Here is a 16,714-nt window from a genome sequence, read left to right on the forward strand (position 1 = left end):
CGGGCCGGTGTCGGCCGCGGTGCGTGCCATGGCCGAAGGCCGGCCGCGCGCGGCGGGCCTCGCCGTCCCGTTCAGTCGCCGGGCGGAGGGGAGACCGCGGAGGACGGCGTGCGTTCCGGGGCGGGATCGGCCGTCCGGTCCCTCCGCCGGTTCCTGGGCGCTCGTGTCGAGCGCGAGGACGCGCCAGGCCCCGGGACTACTGGGGGACGGGCCACAGAAGCGGCCGGGAACACAGACGACCCGTGGGCCTGGTCCCGTCCGCTCGAGTTCGGACGGGAGCCGGCCGGATAACCGGCGGCCCACGGGTCGGGTGACTGCGTGGTTTTCGGCAGACGACCTGCCGAGGTGCACAGAGTGCGACGGCAGGCCGTTAGCCCGCAGTCACCTCACGAATCCGAAAAGAAACCATGTTCTCGGATCACCTCCTTTCAGCGTGTGACCACAGCCTAGGAAAGGCCGCGGCGACGCTCAAGCGATTTATTCGCGGGTTTTCGAGCGGGGTTCCGGACGACCGAGTTCCGCCGCGACCAGCGCCGCCGCGTCGGCCACGAGGGCGTCGACGGGAGCCGCGTCCTCGGTGAACCGGGTGGACAGCACGGTGAGCACGACCGGGCCGCCGTCCGGCTTCCAGGCGACACCCGCGTCGTTGTTGCCCCCGTAACGGCCGCCGCCGGTCTTGTCGGCGAGCAGCCAGTCGGCGGGCAGTCCCTTGCGGAACCGCTCGGTGCTGGTCGTGTTCGCCAGCATCCACGTGGTGAGCCGCTCCCGGTCGTCCCGCGGGAGCGCGGCGCCGAGGAGGAGCCGCCCGTAGCTCCGGCCGACGGCCCGGGGGGTCGAGGTGTCGGTCTCGCGCCAGGGCTCGGCCGAGTTCAGCTCGGGCTCCCAGCGGTCCAGGCGGGTCGTACGGTCTCCGATCGACCGGGCGAAGCGGGTGACGGAGGTCGGTCCGCCCAGTTCGCGGAGGAGCAGGTTCGCCGCGGTGTTGTCGCTGAAGCGCAGGGTGGCGTCGCACAGCTCGGAGACGGTCATGCCGTGGGCGATGTTCTCGGCGCGTTCCGTCACGGGGGACCAGCCGGAGCGCGTGACGTCATCCGCCGTGTAGCGAAGGCGGCGGGCGAGGAAGGAGCCGTCCCGGTCGAGGTCGCGCAGGACGGCGGCGACGGCGAAGGTCTTGAAGACCGAGCACATGGGGAAGCGTTCGTCGGCGCGGTACGCGACGGAGCGCCCGGTCCGCACGTCGTGGGCGAACACCCCCAGCCGTGCGGCGTGCCGCTCCTCAAGGGCGCGGAGCCGCGCGAGGAGGACCTCGGCGCCGGGCGACGAGGCGTACGCCGGCCCGCCGAGCGGTAACGCGGCGGCGAGGGCGGCACCGGCCCCGAGGCCGAGCACACCGCGACGGGACGGACTGAATCCGGTGATGGACAAGGTGTTTCCCTTTCCCGAGCGATCACTGCACAGGGAAACACGCGCGGGCACCCCCGGCCGGTTTCGACGGCGGACCGCGGGGCGAGGAGATTCGGGGAAGGACGGGTGAAGGTCCTTCAGGCGTGCCGGCCGGCGCCGAACGCCCAGGACGCGATGTCGCGGTACCGGATCGGCCCCGGGCCCCGCCCGAAGTCGCTGCCGACCAGGTGGAGCCGTTGCGCCGGCCAGCTGCGCCCGGCGAAGCCGGTCAGTCCGGCGGCCAGGGCCACGGTGCTCGACGGGTCGTCGCGGCGGGCGCGGGCCAGCGTCAGATGGGGGCGGAGCGGCCGGTCCTCGAAGGGGATGCCGCAGGCCGTGACCACTCCGCGGACGTCGGCGGCCAGCCGGTGGAGCGCGTCGAGGTCCCCGTCGATCCCGCTCCACAGCACCCGCTCGTCGAAGTGCCCGCCGCCCCGCAGGGACAGCTCCACCGGTCCCCGTGACGCGGCGAGGTCCGCGAGCGGCGTCCGCAGGGGCGGTACGGCGGCGGCCGGCAGCTCCCCGAGGAAGGCCAGGGTGATGTGCCAGTCCTCGACCCGGTTCCACCGCATCCGCGGATAGGCGTCGTAGGCGGGGCCGAGTACCCGCTCCAGCTCGTCCTTCGCCTCGTCGGGCGGGGCGAGGGCGATGAAGACGCGTACCGTCGCCGCACGGTCCCGCTCGCCCGCGCCGGGCTCGGTCCCCGGCCTTCGCCGTACCTCGGCCATGTCCCGTTCCCCGCTCACGCTGCCCGCCCCGCTCTCCCGGCCCCTTCCGAGCCCGGCGGGGGTGGTCGTCCTGTCGTGAGCGTACGCGCCGACCGGGCCGCGCCCGCCGGGGGCCGCCGGGCCGCGCGCGGGGAGCGGCTCGCTCGCCGGGCGGACCCCGTCGCGGTCACGTAGGGTCGTGCTGCCACTACGACAACGGCGGTGGTACGACAACGGCGGTGGTACGACGAGGGCGAACCTCGTCGCCGCAGGCGCGGGCGGGGGCGCCGCCCGACCGATCCGGGGTGCCCCATGTCAGGACAGTTCGAAGCGACGTTCGAGGTCGACCGGCCGGTGGATGAGGTCTTCGCGTTCCTCTCCGACGGCCGCAACGACCCCGAGTTCAGCCCCCGGGTGCTCAGGATCGAGCGGGTCCCGGACGCCCCGACCGCCGTCGGCACCGTCTTCCGGAGCACGGTCAAGGACGCCGGGATGAAAACGCACCGGGAGTTCCGCGTCACCGCCCTCGAAGCTCCTGTGAAGCTCCGCTGGGCCGAGGTGTCCAAGAACCTCGTCATGGCCCGCGAGGGCGGCTACGACCTGGAGCCGCTCACCGGCGGCCGGACGCAGGTGCGGATCTACAACGTCCTCGAAGGCCACGGCATCGGCAAGCTGCTCACGGGTCTGGCGCTCGCCGCCGCCCGCAAGGACGCCCCGGGCTTCGGCGCCCGGATCAAGGCGGCGGCGGAGGCGGGAATCGCCCCGCGCTGACGCGACGGCCGGACCACAGGGACCACCGGAGCGGCCGGGACACCGGGACCCCCGGCGCCTCCGAGGCTGCCGGGGCCACCGGCACCACCGGACCTACCCGTCCGCGTCCCTCTGCCGTGGGATCGGCACGCCCCGCGGTGCCCGCGGCGGGGCGCTGAACCGGACCGGGACGCCCGGTGAGTACAGCACGCTGACGGGCGGCCCGGACGGCTTCTCCAGGCCGGCGGCGGTGAGCAGCGTCTCGTCGAGATCGAGCAGCCGGGCGCGGTGCAGCGGCCAGCGCGGGTGGGTGTTCGGGAGGTAGAGCGGCTGCCCGCGGAACGAGCTGTGCATGCCCCAGCGGGCGGTCAGGAAGTGTTCGAGGGCGGTGGGCTCGGCCACCGGTTCGCCGACCTCCACGCTGATCGCGCTGCGCGCGCCGCGGGGGCCCGGCCACCGTCGACTGCTCGTGTACGTCAGGGTCGGGCCGTCGCTCCGGACGCTCATCCTGGACCAGACGTACGGGATCCGGAACGCCCACCGTCCGACGGCCACCGGGATCAGCCGCGACGCGTCGAGGGAGCGGAAGACGACGCCCCGGCGTCCGCGGGCGTCCACGGAGTACAGCCGGACGTTGGTCTCGGGGAAGGACCCGAGGTACGGGACGCCGGGGAGCCGGAACCAGCCGACCCGGTGCATGCGGAAGGCGACCAGACCGACGTAGGTGACGCCGTCGTGGGTGTCGGGCACGGTCCCGGCCGGGAGGAGCGGCGCCACGTCGGCGGGGTCCGCCGCCCAGTGCAGGAACGCCAGGTCGAGCCAGGACTGGGTGAGCAGGGTGCGGTCCGGGCGGTGCGGCGGGTCGGCCGATATCGGCTCCGGGAGCGCGGCGGGCTGCGACGGCATACCAGCAGTATCGGGCACCGGAACGGCGGAGGTGGCCCTCCACGGGTGTGTGGAGGGCCACCTCTTCACGGTGGGCCGGGGGCGCGGACGATCCCGGCGGTCGCGGTGATGCTGTTACGGCGCGATCTTGAGGAGCTTGTTGGCGGTGCCGGAGGAGGGGTTCTTGATGGCGTCAGCGGTGGCCGCTCCGGTCAGCGCAGTGGCCGTGTCGGCCGGCGTGGCCGACGGGTTGGCCGCCAGGTAGAGGGCGGCGGCGCCGGCCACGTGCGGGCTGGCCATCGACGTTCCGGAGATCGTCTTGACGCCGGTGTCGCTGTCGTTCCAGGCGGAGGTGATGTCCGAGCCGGGAGCGTAGATGTCGACCACGGACCCGAAGTTCGAGAAGTCCGACTGCTGGTCGTCCTTGGTGCTGGAGGCGACGGTCAGGGCCTCGGGCACCCGGGAGGGCGAGCCCTGGCCGGCGTCGGAGGACTCGTTGCCGGCCGCGACCGCGAAGGTCACACCGGAGTCGATGGCCCGCTTGACCGCCGCGTCCAGGGCCTCGTCGGCGCCGCCGCCGAGGCTCATGTTGGCGACCGAGGGACCCGAGTGGTTCTCGGTGACCCAGTCGATGCCGGCGACGACCTGCTCGGTGGTGCCGGAGCCGTTGTCGTCCAGCACGCGGACGGCGACGACCTTGGCCTTCTTGGCGACTCCGTGGGACGTACCGGCGATGGTGCCGGCCACGTGCGTGCCGTGGCCGTTGCCGTCGTCGGCGGACTGGTCGTTGTCCACGGCGTCGAAGCCGTGGGTCGCCCGGCCGCCGAAGTCCTGGTGCGAGATGCGGACGCCGGTGTCGATGACGTACGCGGTGACGCCCTCGCCGCCGTTGTCCGGGTACGAGTACTTCTGGTCCCCGGCCGTTTCGGCCTGGTCGATCCGGTCCAGGCCCCAGGACGGGGGCTGCTCCTGGGTCTCCTTGATGCTGAAGCGCTTGTTCTGGACGACGGTGCCGACCGCGGGGTCGGCGGCGAGGCGCTTGGCCTCGTCGACGGACAGGTCGGACGCCGAGAAGCCGTTCACCTCGGAGCCGTAGGAGCGGACGAGCTTGCCGCCGTACTTCTTGGCGAGGTCTCCCTTGTTCGCGGATGCGTCGAGGATGACGACGAAACTGCCCTCGACGGCGCCCGGGGCACCGAGTCCGTGGACGGTGCCCTCGGCCGGAGTGGCCGCTCCGGCCAGATTGCCCGCGAACAGCGCAGCGGCGGCTGCGGCCGCCGTGCCTGTGGCTATGGCCGCGTTGCGAAGTCCGTGGGATCGCTTGTGAGTTGCCATGAAAGTGGGTCTCTCCTCGTGTTGACGTGTGGGGCGTCAAACGTTCGAGAGAACCCTGTTCGGATTGGCAGGAGCAAATCAAGACCGAACCCGGGGTAAAGCGATATTCAACAAGGTTTCTTAAACAGCTCGCCGCATCGCCTTCACATCCCACACGACCCCCGGCCAAGTCCTCCCTGAAAAGGTCACGTTCGCCGACGCCACGACGGAGGACATGATCGGCGCGATCCGAACTCCGTTCGTGAACAGCCCGGTCCGTCCACCGGGGCGATGTCGGTGCCCGGAGCTACCGTCACCCCCCATGGGATTCACCAGCGGCGCGTGGGCGATCTCCGCGCCCCCCGACGCGTACGTCGCGCACCTCGGTCCGCGGCTGCTCCCCGCGATGCGTGCCGACCGCGACGGCCCGGAAGCCGCCGTCCGTGGGGGGGAATGGCAGCGGGCCCCGCTCCCCGACCACCGGACCTGGTACGAGGACTGCGGGGTCTGCGTCCATCTCTGCTGACCGCAGCGGCGGTCAGCGGGGGCGGGTCGCGGTCTCCGCCGGTGTGCCCGGGGCCGGGAAGCCCGCGAGGTCGTCGTCCTCCGCGGCGACGGCATGGCCGAGGAGATGCAGCGGACCCGCGGTGACACCGGCCGCCGCCATGCCCCGCCAGTACGCCCGCGCCAACCGCGCGTCCACCAGCCCGTGCACCAGCGGCAGTTCCGGATCCGCCGCGTGCAGCAGCGACTCCAGGCGGCACGAGGCGATCGTGCCCGGGAGCCACGAGCGCGCGGCGTACCCGGCCGCGACGGCGGCCGGCAGCCCCGGGGCCGTACGACGGACGACGGCCTCCTCCGGCCCGTCATCAGCCCAGTCAGGGCCCTCAGCCCCGCCGGATCCCGACCCGCCGACGGACAGCAGGCCGCCGCCGACGACGAGGACGTCGCGCCGCTCCCGCATCCGCCTCAGCGCCTCGGCGGTGTCGAAGCAGTGCGGGAAGGAGTCGTCGACGACGATCGTGCCCGGCCGCAGCCGTGACACGTCGAGGATCGCCCGCCCGCCACTGACGGCCGTGACGAGGAGGTCCGCCTCGTAGACCGAGGACGGAAGCGCGGACGCTCCCGACTCGTGGACCTCCACGGCCCCGGCGAGCCCGCGGGCCACCAGGCCCCCGGTGAGCGCCCGCAGGCGTTCCGCGCTGCCCTCGACGTCGCAGAGGATCAGCCGCGCGGGCGGCCGCGACGCGAGCGTCAGGAGGAGTTCGAGCGACGAACTCCCGATGGAGCCGAGGCCGACGACGGCGACGGCGAGATCGCCGAGATCGTGGAGGTCTTGGGGATGGCCGAGGTCGCCGAGATCTTCGTGGCTGACGCCACCGGGCTCACTGGTCCCGGCGAGCGCGCCCCGGCCCGTTCGGGCGAGCGCCGCGTGGACGGTCTTGACCACGGACACCGCCGTCGCCGCGTGCCCGGTCGTCACCGCCGTCGGCCCGTCCGTCTCCCGCCGCACCCCGAATCCGTACGCCGTCAGCGACGGGATCATGCCCGCCAGCGAGACGGACCTGGCCCCGAGTGACGCCGCGTGTTCCACGGCCCGGGCCGTGCGTGCGGCGAGGTCGGGCGTCGACCCGAGCTCGTCCGCGAAGAGCGGAAGGCACACGAATCCCGAGCGCCCCAGGGGAGTGTCGATCTCCTCCACGAGCCGCGCGTGTCCGCCCGGGAAGAGCACCTTCCGCAGCCACCCGCGCAGTTCGGCGCCACCGGCCGCCGACCCGTCGCCCGCACCGAGACCGCCGGCCCCCGCGAGCGCGGCCAGCTGTGCCGGCGGCGGAAGGTATCCGACGAGCGCGGAGTCCAGGACACCGTGCGACGGCTGCGCGTCCGGACCGGACGGCGGTACGTCCTCCGGCACCGCGCCGCACGCGGCCGTCGCAGCCCGCAGGGCCTCCGCGAACGCGGCGAACGCCGTGTCGTCGGGGAACGCCGCCGCCGACGCCCGCAGCGTCACCCGCAACTCCCCCTCCCCGACCGGCCGCACCGCCAGGAACGTGTCGGTGCCGACCGGCGGAGGCGCGAGCTCCGCGTCGGTCTCGTCCCACCGCACCCGCAGCGTGTCCCCGCTCATCGGCCCCAGGGCGGAGAAGTCCAAGAAGGTGAAGAAGAACTGGGCCGTCGACGGCAGTCCGCCCTCGCCCGCCGGGGGCACGACTCCCTGGGACCGCGCTGCCTCGACCTCCGCCACGACCGCCCGGAGATCCTCGGCGAACGTACGGCCACCGGCCCCGGAACCGAGCCTGAGGGGAACGGCGGCGGCGTACGGACCGAACGCCAGGTGCGCGTCGGGGTGGGTGTCGTCGCGGCCGGAGACCGCGAGCCCGAGGATCAGGTCCGCCTGTCCGGTCGCGTCGGCCAGCGTCCGGTAGTACGCGGTCAGGACCGGTGCGAAGAGCGTCGTACCCGCGCCGGTGGCGCACCGCCGCAGTGCGGAGACCGCGGCTGCGTCCAGGGTGAATCCGGTGGAGCGGTACCGGGGGACGATCGCGGGGTCCTGGGCGGGCTGCCTCCCCGGGGTACCGGCTCCGAGGACCGGGCGGGAGTACGGCCGGGCGAGACGGTCGGCACGGTCGGAGAGGACGGCGCCGCACGCCTCACCGGGCGCGTCACCGGACCCGGCGGCTCGGTCCTCGAGGGACAGGACATGGTCGCGGAACGAACCGAGCAGCGGCGGGAGTTCGGCGGGCTCGCCGCGTAGGACACGGTCATAGACGGCGAGCAGCTCCCGCCCGAGCAGCGCCACGCTGAACCCGTCCCCGATGAGGTGGTGGGCGTGGACGACGAGCGCGTGCTCGTCCGGCCCGAGGGTGAGCACCCGCAGGCGGAGCAGCGGCCAGGTCCAGGTCTCGAAGCGCCGTTCGCGCTCCTCCGCGATCCGGGCCGTGAGGAGGCCCGGATCGGTGAGGGTCTCGAAGGCGACCGGGAGGCGGAGGCTGGGCGGCAGTTCCTGCTGGACGGGCGGGCGCACTCCGGCGGGGAACACGGTCCGGAGCATCGGATGGCGTGCGACACAGGCGTCGACGGCCTGCTGGAAGGCCTCCTGCCGCAGGGGCCCGTCCATCCGGGTGCGGTGCCATGGGACTCCGGGGCGAGTGCGGTGCCACCGGTCTCCGGGGTGGGCCCGTCGCCGCCCGGTCCGGGGGTGGGTGCGACGACTGCGCCCGGTCCGGGAGCGGGGGTGAGGGCCCCGCCCGGTTCCGGGGTGGGTGTGGTGACCGTGTCCGTCATGAGGGTTCCTGTCGTCCGACCGGCTCGCGGGTACGGACGAGGAAGGTAGGATCCGCGCGTGACGGACGGCGGCGGCGCGCGGTTGCGCCGGGGTTACGCGACTTGACGGGCCGTTAACTCGCGGTCACGCCACGCGGACGGCACGGCCCGCTGACCGGTCACCACGCGACCTGGCGGGCCCGCTGATCGGTCACCACGCGGACGACGTGGCCCACTGCCCGGTCACCACGCGACCTCGGGCCCACTGACCGGTCACCGCACCGGTAGGTGGTACGAGAGGCGGTAGCGGTCGGCGGGGACGACGACGTCGGCCGTCTCGACGGCCCGGCCCGAGGCGTAGTACGTGCGCTCCACGACCATCACGACATGACCCGGCACTCCCCCGAGCGCCAGCAGCTCCTCGGCGAGGCCCGGGCGGGCGCCGACGTCCTCCACCACGTTGTCCACGACGACGTCGATCGCGGCCATCCGCTCGACGACCCCGCAGCCGCCGAGCGGTCCCTCCTCGGGCAGCATGACGGGCGTCCGGCCCGTGACGGCGAGCGGCTCCCAGGAGGTGGCGACCATCATGGGCTCACCGCCGTCCCGGTACACGTACCGCGTGCGCATCACCCGCTCCCCCGGTTCGATGCCGAGCCGCTCGGCCACCTCGCCGTTCGCCGGCTCCTGCTCGCTGCTCGACTCCCAGGTGCCACGGGCCCCTTCGGCCGCCTGCTCCTGCCGGAACGGGCTGGCGCCCGACGCGGGGCGGTAGCCGGAGCGGGCGATCCGGCGCGGCACCGGGCGCTCGCGGACGTAGGTGCCCGAGCCGGAGCGCCCCTCCACCAGCCCCTCGGCCATGAGCACCTTGCGGGCCTCCAGCGCGACGGTGTCCGACACCCCGTACTCCTCGCGGATGCGTGCCTGCGAGGGGAGACGGGTATGCGGAGGAAGCGAGCCGTTCGCGATCTTCTCCCGCAGATCGCTCGCCACGCGCAGATAGGCGGGCTGCTCACCGAACGTCACTGGACACTCCCCTCAGGTTGACTGACAGCTACAGCCTGGCAACCGTCGGTCGCGATCCGCAAGCATGGGCCAAAGTTTCACCCGAAGTGATGACTCCCAGGACATCCGCGATCACTCCCCCTGCTGCGCGGAGTCACCCCGGACAGACCGCGTCGGCCCTCTTGACCCGCATTGGTACAGACCAATACGTTCCTGCCAGCACACCTGCTCCACACGCACGCTCCGCGGCGCGCACGCCCCCTGCCGTCCGCGCCGTCCCGCACGCTCCACCGCACGCGCCATCCCGCCTCGCACAGGAACGAGCCCATGCGTCCCAGAGCCATGACCAAGCTGACCTTCGGTGCGGCCGCCGCGGCCACCCTCGGTCTCCTCGCCTCCCTGGCCCCCACCGCCGACGCGCACCAGCCGTCCGGGCACAAGCCCGAGCTGAAGCGGATCGGCTACTTCACCCAATGGGGCATCTACGGACGGAACTTCCAGGTCAAGGACCTGAAGACGAGCGGCACCGCCGCCAAGCTCACCCACATCAACTACGCCTTCGGCGTGATCGGCGCGGACGGCAAGTGCCTCATGGGCAACGCCCCGGGCTCCGACCCGTGGGCCGACTACGTGCGCCCGGTCGACGCCGCCTCCTCCGTGGACGGCGTCGGCGACACCGCGGACCAGCGGCTGGCCGGCAACTTCAACGAGCTGCGCGAGCTGAAGGCCGCGAACCCCGGCCTCAAGGTCATGATCTCGCTCGGCGGCTGGACCGGCTCCGCGCACTTCTCCGACGCGGTGCGCACCGACGCCGGCCGCAAGGCCCTGGTCGCCTCCTGCGTGGACACGTACATCAAGGGCAACCTGCCCGTCGACGGCGCACGCGGCGGCGCGGGAGCCGCCGCCGGGGTCTTCGACGGCGTGGACCTCGACTGGGAATGGCCCGGCTCTGAGGGCGCCCCCGGGAACGTGATCCGCCCCGAGGACAAGCCCAACTTCACCAAGCTGGTACGGGAGTTCCGCACCCAGCTGGACGCCTACGGCCGCTCGCTGCCGAAGGCCCAGCGCAAGCACTACGAGCTCAGCGCGTACGTGCCCACCGCACCCGCCAAGATCGACGCGGGCTTCGAGGTCTCCAGGATCATGCGGGACTTCGACTTCGTGAACCTCCAGGGCTACGACTTCCACGTCTCCGGCGAGAAGACCACCGCCCAGCAGTCCGCGCTCTTCGCGAAGAACGACTTCAGCGTCGACCAGACGGTCAAGGCCTGGCTGCGCCGCGGCGCCCCGGCCCACAAGCTCGTGGTCGGCATGCCGTTCTACGGCCAGGGCTGGACCGGCGTCACCGGCGGCGGCGACGGCCTCGGACAGCCGGCGACCGGCCCCGCCCCCGCGACCTGGGTGGCGGGCTCCGAGGACTACAAGCACCTCAAGAAGCTGGCCGCGTCGGGGACGTACAAGCTCCACCGCGACTACCGGAACGGCCACGCCTGGCTCTTCGACGGCACCAACCTGTGGACGTACGACGACCCGACGGTGCTCCGCACCAAGGCGTCCTACGTGCGGCACAACGGGCTCGGCGGCGCCATGATCTGGTCCCTCGACGGGGACACCCCCGACGGGGAGCTGATCACCGCCATCGACCGGGGCCTGAACCGGCGCTGATCCGGCGCTGATCCGGCGCTGATCCGGCGCTGATCCGGCGCTGATCCGGCGCTTCGGCGCTGATCCGGCGCCGACCCGCCCGGCCGTCGTACGGCGACGGCCGGGCCCCCTTGGCCGCGGACCGGCCCCGCCGCTCGCGGCGGACCGGCGGCGGCGGTCGGTCACGGGCCGCCGCTCTCCGGACCCCGCCCGGTCCGCACACGACGGGGCCGGACCTCCCGAAGGAGGTCCGGCCCCGTTTCCCATCACGCGCGCGCGTGCGCCCGCGTAGGCCACTCAGCCCCACCCCACCGCGGGCGGGCGTCAGACGGAGGAGCCCTCGCCCGCCCCGTCCACCGGGGGCGTGCCGGTCAGGTCGAGTGCCGTCCGCGCGTCCGCTCCCAGGTCCTCGGGCAGCGACTCCCACGCCGGGTCGTACGCCTCCCAGTAGGCCTCCGCGTCGGCCGCCGTCGCCAGTGTGAGCCACTCCTTCGACGCCGCTCCCAGCTCCTTCCGGAGGGCCACGACGGAGGGCACCGCGCCGGCGGGCCAGGCGCGCCGTTCCAGCCCCGCGCGCGCCGTCTCGATCGTCGCCAGCAGCTCCGAGGCCCACGCCTTGTTGGCGGCGAAGTCCTCGTCCGCGTCCTCGTCGGGCTCCCGGTAGGACACCGTCTCGATCGGGTTGACGGCCTTCAGGAAGGCCACCTGATGGTCGTCCAGGGTGCTCGCGTCGGAGCGCACGGAGCCGCTGAACGGCTTCTTCTCTCCGGCGAACACGCAGGTCACCGTACGGTCGCCGAGTCGCCAGCTCTGGGCGCTCGGCAGGTAGTAGTAGAGCCAGACGTCCTTGGGGACGGCCCAGGTGTCCAGGGCGTAACCGCCGTTGACCGTCTCGCAGCGCTTCTGCGCGATCGCGTCGATCGCGTCCTCGCCGGGCCAGGTGCGGAAGCCGGTCACCTTGAAGCCGCCGGTGACCTCGCCGATGTGCGGGCGGGCGCAGTCGACGACCGTGACGTCCGTCGCGTACTCGTCCAGCCTGCCGTCCGGAGTGAAGCACTGCCCGGTCCGCAGCGAGAACGCCGACTTCGAGCGGGACGCCTCCTCCACACCCTCCTTGAAGCCGCCCCAGAAGGTGCTGAGGCCGCCGGTGGCGATGCCGACCACGAGCAGCAGCGAGCTGAGGGCGGAGAGGACGATGCCCGCGACCGCGAGCCCCTTGCCGGCCTGGTCCCGCTTCCTGATCCGGGGCAGGGCGACGAGCCCGAGGACGAGCCCCAGCGGTGGCAGGCAGCAGACGACGCCGGAGACGAGGGAGGCGACCGCGAGCCCGTTGGTGGTGCGCCGGGGCGGCATGCCGTACGGCACGGTGCCGGGCGGGCCGGGCACGCCGGGCGTCCCGGTGTGGGGCCCAGCCGCGTACGGCATCCCCGGCGAGGTGTACGGCCCCGGCGCGGGCCAACTCCCCTGCTGCGGGCCGCCGTGCGGGGGCGGCGGCGGTGGGGTCGGCGGGGTCGGCTCCACGGGTACGGTGCTCCTGTTCGGGGCGAACGACGCGAACAAATGATCGGTCGCGCATCGTACGCGGCCGACTGGAGGCCGTCGCGTGCGGGGGACGACTCCGGCGCTGCCTCTCTCTCCCCGGCGACGGCGACGGCGACGACGCTCGCGCACGGCGTCCACGCGCGCGCATGGCGAAGGGGCGGCCGCCTGCGGGCGACCGCCCCCTCACCTCACTCGTCACGCACCTCGCTCGGCACAGTCCGACGGAGCCGGGGTCAGAACTGGAGACCCCAGGCGTCGATCTTGCCGGTGTCGGCGCTCGCGTTGTCCGTGACCCGGAGCTTCCACGTGCCGTTGGCGACCTCCGAGGAGGCGTTCACCGTGTACGTGGTGTTGATGTTGTCCGAGCTGCCGCCGGTGCCGAACGCCTTCAGCGTGTACGCCGAGCCGTCGGGGGCGATCAACTGGACCTGGAGGTCACCGATGTAGGTGTGGACGATGTTCACCGGGACCTGGAGGGCGGCGGGGGCGTTGCCGGTGACGCCGCTGACGGTGACCGGGGACTCGACGGTCGCGTTGTCGGCGATGGCGTAGTCCGCGGTGTTCTCGAACTTCTTGCCGGGGGGCGGGGTGGTGCCGCCGCCACCGACGTACAGCAGGCGGTTCGGGGAGCCGGTGCCCGGGTTGGTGACGACGTTCGGCGTGGCGGCGTTCACCAGGGCGGTGCCCACCTGGGCCGGGGTGGCCGTCGGGTTGTCCCCGAGGTAGAGCGCTGCCGCGCCGGCGACGTGCGGGGACGCCATCGACGTACCGGAGATCGTGTTGGTGGCGGAGTCGCCGGTGTTCCACGCCGAGGTGATGTTCGAGCCCGGGGCGAAGAGGTCCAGGACGGTGCCGTAGTTCGAGAAGCTGGAGCGCGCGTCGGTGTTGGTCGTGGAGCCGACCGTGAGCGCCTCGGTCACCCGGGCCGGGGAGTAGTTCGAGGCGTTGGCGTTGCTGTTGCCCGCGGCGACGGCGTACGTGACGCCGGACGCGATCGAGTTGCGGACGGCCGTGTCGAGCGTGGAGTCCACGCCTCCGCCGAGGCTCATGTTGGCGACGGCCGGCTTGACGGCGTTCCGGGTCACCCAGTCGATGCCCGCGACGACACCGGCGGTGGTGCCGGAGCCGTTGTTGTCGAGCACGCGGACGCCGACGATCTTCGCCTTCTTGGCGACGCCGTGGGCGGTGCCCGCGACGGTCCCGGCGACGTGGGTGCCGTGGCCGTTGCCGTCCTGGGCGACGTTGTCGTTGTCGACGGCGTCGTACCCGTTGAAGGCGCGGCCGCCGAAGTCGCTGTGGGAGATCCGCACACCGGTGTCGATGATGTACGCGGTGACGCCCTGTCCGGCGGTGTCCGGGTAGGTGTAGCTCTGGTTCAGCGGGAGGGCCCGCTGGTCGATCCGGTCCAGGCCCCAGGACGGCGGGGAGGGCTGGGTGGCGGTGATCTTGAAGACGCGGTTCTGGACCACGGACTTCACGGCGGGGTCGGCCGCGAGCTTCTTCGCCTGCGCCTCGGAGAGCTCGACGTTGAAGCCGTTGAGCGCGGCGGTGTACGTCTTCTTGATCTTCGCGCCGTACTCGGCGGCGACCGCGCGGCCCTCGGCGGTCTCGGCCTGCGCCGACTCCTCCAGGGTGACGATGTAGCTGCCCGCGATCGTGCCTTCGGCTCCGGCGTTCTCGATGACGCCCTCGGGGGCGGCCGGCACGGCGGTGGCCGGGAGGGCGGAGAGGGTGCCGACGGTGAGGGCGGCGACGGCGACGGCCGCGGCGGTGGCGATTCGACGCCGTGATTCACGCATCACTGACATGTGAGGGGTCCTCCTCATTGGTGGTGCGTCGCTGTGGGGGATCAGCAGGGACATGACAAAGCAATGTGGCTCCACACCGCCCGGTACATCCGGCTGCCGAGCGAAAGGTTGACTGATCCATAGGAATCTCACAAGAGCCGTCGACAGGCCGCAACACCCGCGCCACACGGCTGACATGCTGATCGCCATGACCTCGTACCGCTGCCCGCGCTGCCGTGTCGACTCGCCCGCCGACGCCCTCACCTGGTGTTGTCCGAAGTGCCGTGGCCCGTGGGATCTGGAGTTCACCGGCGGGCCGGTTTCCCTCCCGTCACTCGCGTCACGACGAAATTCATTGTGGCGTTACGAGGAGGCGCTGCCGCCGATGCCGTACGCGCCGGAGGTGACGCTCGGGGAGGGCCGGACCCCGCTCGTCCCCCTGGTCGACGGGGCCGAGGGATCGGTTTCCGCCAAACTCGACTTCCTGATGCCGACCCTGTCCTTCAAGGACCGCGGCGCGGTGATGCTCGCCGCCCACGCCCTCCGCCTCACCCGGAACGGCACCCTCCGCCGGATCGTCGCCGACAGCAGCGGGAACGCGGGCACGGCGATCGCCGCCTACACCGCACGGGCCGGCCTCGACGCCCTCGTGTACGTCCCCGAGGGCACCTCCGCCAAGAAGCTGGAGCAGATCCGGGCGCACGGCGCCGAGGTCGTCGAGGTGCCCGGCGACCGCGAGGCCACGGCCCGGGCCGCGCGGGCGGCCGCCGACGAACCCGGCACCTTCTACGCCTCGCACGTCCACAACCCGTACTTCCTGCACGGCACCAAGACCTACGTCTACGAGCTGTGGGAGGAACTCGGCGGCCGGCTCCCGGACACGATCGTCGTCCCCGTCGGCAACGGCACCCTGCTGCTCGGGGCCGCCCTCGCGCTCGACGAGCTGCACCGCCACGGCCTCACCGACCACCGCCCGGCCCTCGTCGCCGTCCAGGCCGAGGCCGTCTCCCCGCTGGCCACGGCCTTCCACGCGGGCGCGGACGACCTGCTCGGACCGGTCCCCGCGCGCCCCACCCTCGCCGAGGGCATCGCGATCCCCGCACCACCCCGCGCCCACCAGATCCTGCGGGCGGTCCGGGCGACGGGCGGCACGTTCCTGACGGTGACGGAGGACCAGATCCGCACGGCACAGCGGGAACTGGCCGGGCGTGGCCTGTTCGTGGAGTCCACCGGAGTGGCCTGCTGGGCGGCGGTACGGGCCGCAGCGCCCCGCCCCGGCCTCACGGTGGTGCCGCTGTGCGGGGCGGGCGCGAAGACGGGCTTGGCGCGGTGACCGGTGGCCGTCGGCGCGGGTGCGAAGCCACGGCACCCGCGGCCGGGCTCTGAACTCGTCGACGCGGTGACGCGGCTACGGCTCCGGCGGCCGGGCTCTGAACTCGTCGACGCGGCTACGCAGCCATCGCTCCGGCCGCCGGGCTCAGAACTCGTCGGCGCCGTTGCGCAGCTCCGGCGTCCAGTAGCCCGTCTTCGCGGCGGCCTCGGCGACGGCCAGGCCGCCCGCCGGGGCCTTGACGACGATGCTGCCCTCGGCCGGTCCGTCGGCCGCGAACAGGTTCACGTTGAAGCTCCGCACGACCTTGTTGTCCTCATGGGTGCCGCCGAGCGAGACCCGCACGTTGGCGTACGCGGGCGCGCCGGGCCGCAGCACGACCGGGGCGGCCGGCCGGCTCTTCGCTACGGCCGGGACGTCCTTGGCCGTCTGGATCGGGCCGAAGGCGATCAGCGGGTACTGGAGCAGGGTGCAGGCGCTGCCGGAGGTGTTGGTGGCGGTGAGGACGATGTGCTCGGTCGGGACCTCGTCGGCCTTCGCCGCCGTGATCTTGACGTCGGTGTAGGCGCAGGCGGGCGCCGCGCCGGAGGCCGTACCCCTGCCCGAGGCGCCCTTCGACGACCCGGCGGAGCCCGTGGCCCCGGCCGTGGATCCGGCCGAGGAGCCCTTCGTACCGCCGTCGGAGGAGCCGCCGGACGTGCCGCCGGAGGTGCCGCCGGCCGTCGTCGAGGCGCCGGCCGACCCCGAGCCGCTCTTCGCGGCGGTCTGGTCGGCGGTGCCCCCGGCCTCCCCCGCCCCCTGCCCGGCCTCGCCCGTCCCCTGCCCGGCGGCGCCCGCCTGCGCCTACACCGACGTCAAGATCACGGCGGCGAAGGCCGACGAGGTCCCGACCGAGCACATCGTCCTCACCGCCACCAACACCTCCGGCAGCGCCTGCACCCTGCTCCAGTACCCGCTGATCGCCTTCGGCCCGATCCAGACGGCCAAGGACGTCCCGGCCGTAGCGAAGAGCCGGCCGGCCGCCCCGGTCGTGCTGCGGCCCG

At 73.2% G+C, this 16,714-nt stretch carries 13 protein-coding genes and 1 pseudogene; 5 read left to right on the forward strand and 9 right to left on the reverse strand.

The genetic code is table 11. The annotated features are described in order from the left end of the window. Positions 1-477 precede the first annotated feature (477 nt). Positions 478-1,425 (reverse strand): class A beta-lactamase, encoded by a 948-nt coding sequence (gene bla, locus EAO70_RS00980; protein WP_187283666.1) that lies wholly within the window; start codon positions 1,423-1,425, stop codon positions 478-480. Between the two features lie 116 nt (positions 1,426-1,541). After that, on the reverse strand, positions 1,542-2,171 hold the full coding sequence (gene thpR / locus EAO70_RS00985) for an RNA 2',3'-cyclic phosphodiesterase (protein ID WP_148001137.1): 630 nt from the start codon (positions 2,169-2,171) through the stop codon (positions 1,542-1,544). 291 nt (positions 2,172-2,462) lie between these two features. Between thpR and EAO70_RS00990 the strand changes: the two genes are divergently transcribed. After that, a complete protein-coding gene (locus tag EAO70_RS00990; protein ID WP_148001138.1) occupies positions 2,463-2,921 on the forward strand; it encodes an SRPBCC family protein in 459 nt (152 codons plus the stop codon). A 93-nt stretch (positions 2,922-3,014) separates the two neighbouring features. Here the strand turns inward: EAO70_RS00990 and EAO70_RS00995 are convergent, their stop codons facing one another. Together EAO70_RS00995 and EAO70_RS01000 are read right to left on the reverse strand one after the other, a co-directional pair. Further along, entirely contained in the window at positions 3,015-3,806 is a 792-nt protein-coding gene (locus EAO70_RS00995; RefSeq protein ID WP_148001139.1) for a YqjF family protein, read from the reverse strand. A gap of 114 nt (positions 3,807-3,920) precedes the next feature. Next, positions 3,921-5,120: a S8 family peptidase gene (locus EAO70_RS01000; protein ID WP_148001140.1), complete on the reverse strand. Its 1,200-nt coding sequence runs from the start codon at positions 5,118-5,120 to the stop codon at positions 3,921-3,923. A 301-nt stretch (positions 5,121-5,421) separates the two neighbouring features. Between EAO70_RS01000 and EAO70_RS01005 the strand changes: the two genes are divergently transcribed. Beyond that, the gene (locus EAO70_RS01005) at positions 5,422-5,625 is read left to right on the forward strand and encodes a hypothetical protein (protein ID WP_148001141.1); all 204 of its coding nucleotides are present in this window, start codon (positions 5,422-5,424) and stop codon (positions 5,623-5,625) included. Between the two features lie 12 nt (positions 5,626-5,637). Here EAO70_RS01005 and EAO70_RS01010 read toward each other — a convergent pair whose 3' ends face one another. Together EAO70_RS01010 and EAO70_RS01015 are read right to left on the reverse strand one after the other, a co-directional pair. Then, positions 5,638-8,217 carry a condensation domain-containing protein gene (locus tag EAO70_RS01010; protein WP_148001142.1) on the reverse strand — a complete coding sequence of 860 codons (2,580 nt, stop codon included), beginning with the start codon at positions 8,215-8,217 and terminating at the stop codon, positions 5,638-5,640. A 419-nt stretch (positions 8,218-8,636) separates the two neighbouring features. Further along, entirely contained in the window at positions 8,637-9,389 is a 753-nt protein-coding gene (locus tag EAO70_RS01015) for a GntR family transcriptional regulator (protein ID WP_148001143.1), read from the reverse strand. Positions 9,390-9,695: 306 nt separating this feature from the next. On the opposite strand from EAO70_RS01015, the gene EAO70_RS01020 reads away from it, so the two are divergent. After that, on the forward strand, positions 9,696-11,033 hold the full coding sequence (locus EAO70_RS01020; protein ID WP_148001144.1) for a glycoside hydrolase family 18 protein: 1,338 nt from the start codon (positions 9,696-9,698) through the stop codon (positions 11,031-11,033). A 303-nt stretch (positions 11,034-11,336) separates the two neighbouring features. On the opposite strand, the gene EAO70_RS01025 is transcribed toward EAO70_RS01020, so the two are convergent. Together EAO70_RS01025 and EAO70_RS01030 are read right to left on the reverse strand one after the other, a co-directional pair. Further along, complete coding sequence (locus EAO70_RS01025; RefSeq protein WP_148001145.1) at positions 11,337-12,533, reverse strand: DUF4190 domain-containing protein; 1,197 nt, start codon at positions 12,531-12,533, stop codon at positions 11,337-11,339. Positions 12,534-12,787: 254 nt separating this feature from the next. Beyond that, complete coding sequence (locus tag EAO70_RS01030) at positions 12,788-14,362, reverse strand: S8 family peptidase (RefSeq protein WP_148001146.1); 1,575 nt, start codon at positions 14,360-14,362, stop codon at positions 12,788-12,790. A 175-nt stretch (positions 14,363-14,537) separates the two neighbouring features. On the opposite strand from EAO70_RS01030, the gene EAO70_RS01035 reads away from it, so the two are divergent. Beyond that, positions 14,538-15,674 (forward strand): threonine synthase, encoded by a 1,137-nt coding sequence (locus tag EAO70_RS01035; RefSeq protein WP_148001147.1) that lies wholly within the window; start codon positions 14,538-14,540, stop codon positions 15,672-15,674. A gap of 144 nt (positions 15,675-15,818) precedes the next feature. Here the strand turns inward: EAO70_RS01035 and EAO70_RS38685 are convergent. Then, positions 15,819-16,229: pseudogene (locus EAO70_RS38685) on the reverse strand (DUF4232 domain-containing protein); the annotation flags it as partial. Positions 16,230-16,305: 76 nt separating this feature from the next. On the opposite strand from EAO70_RS38685, the gene EAO70_RS38690 reads away from it, so the two are divergent. Next, positions 16,306-16,714 (forward strand): DUF4232 domain-containing protein (locus EAO70_RS38690; protein ID WP_261992579.1); only part of this gene is annotated, 409 nt, incomplete at its 3' end.

Origin of the sequence: Streptomyces sp. adm13(2018), assembly GCF_008042145.1 — a bacterium.
Lineage (GTDB): Bacteria > Actinomycetota > Actinomycetes > Streptomycetales > Streptomycetaceae > Streptomyces.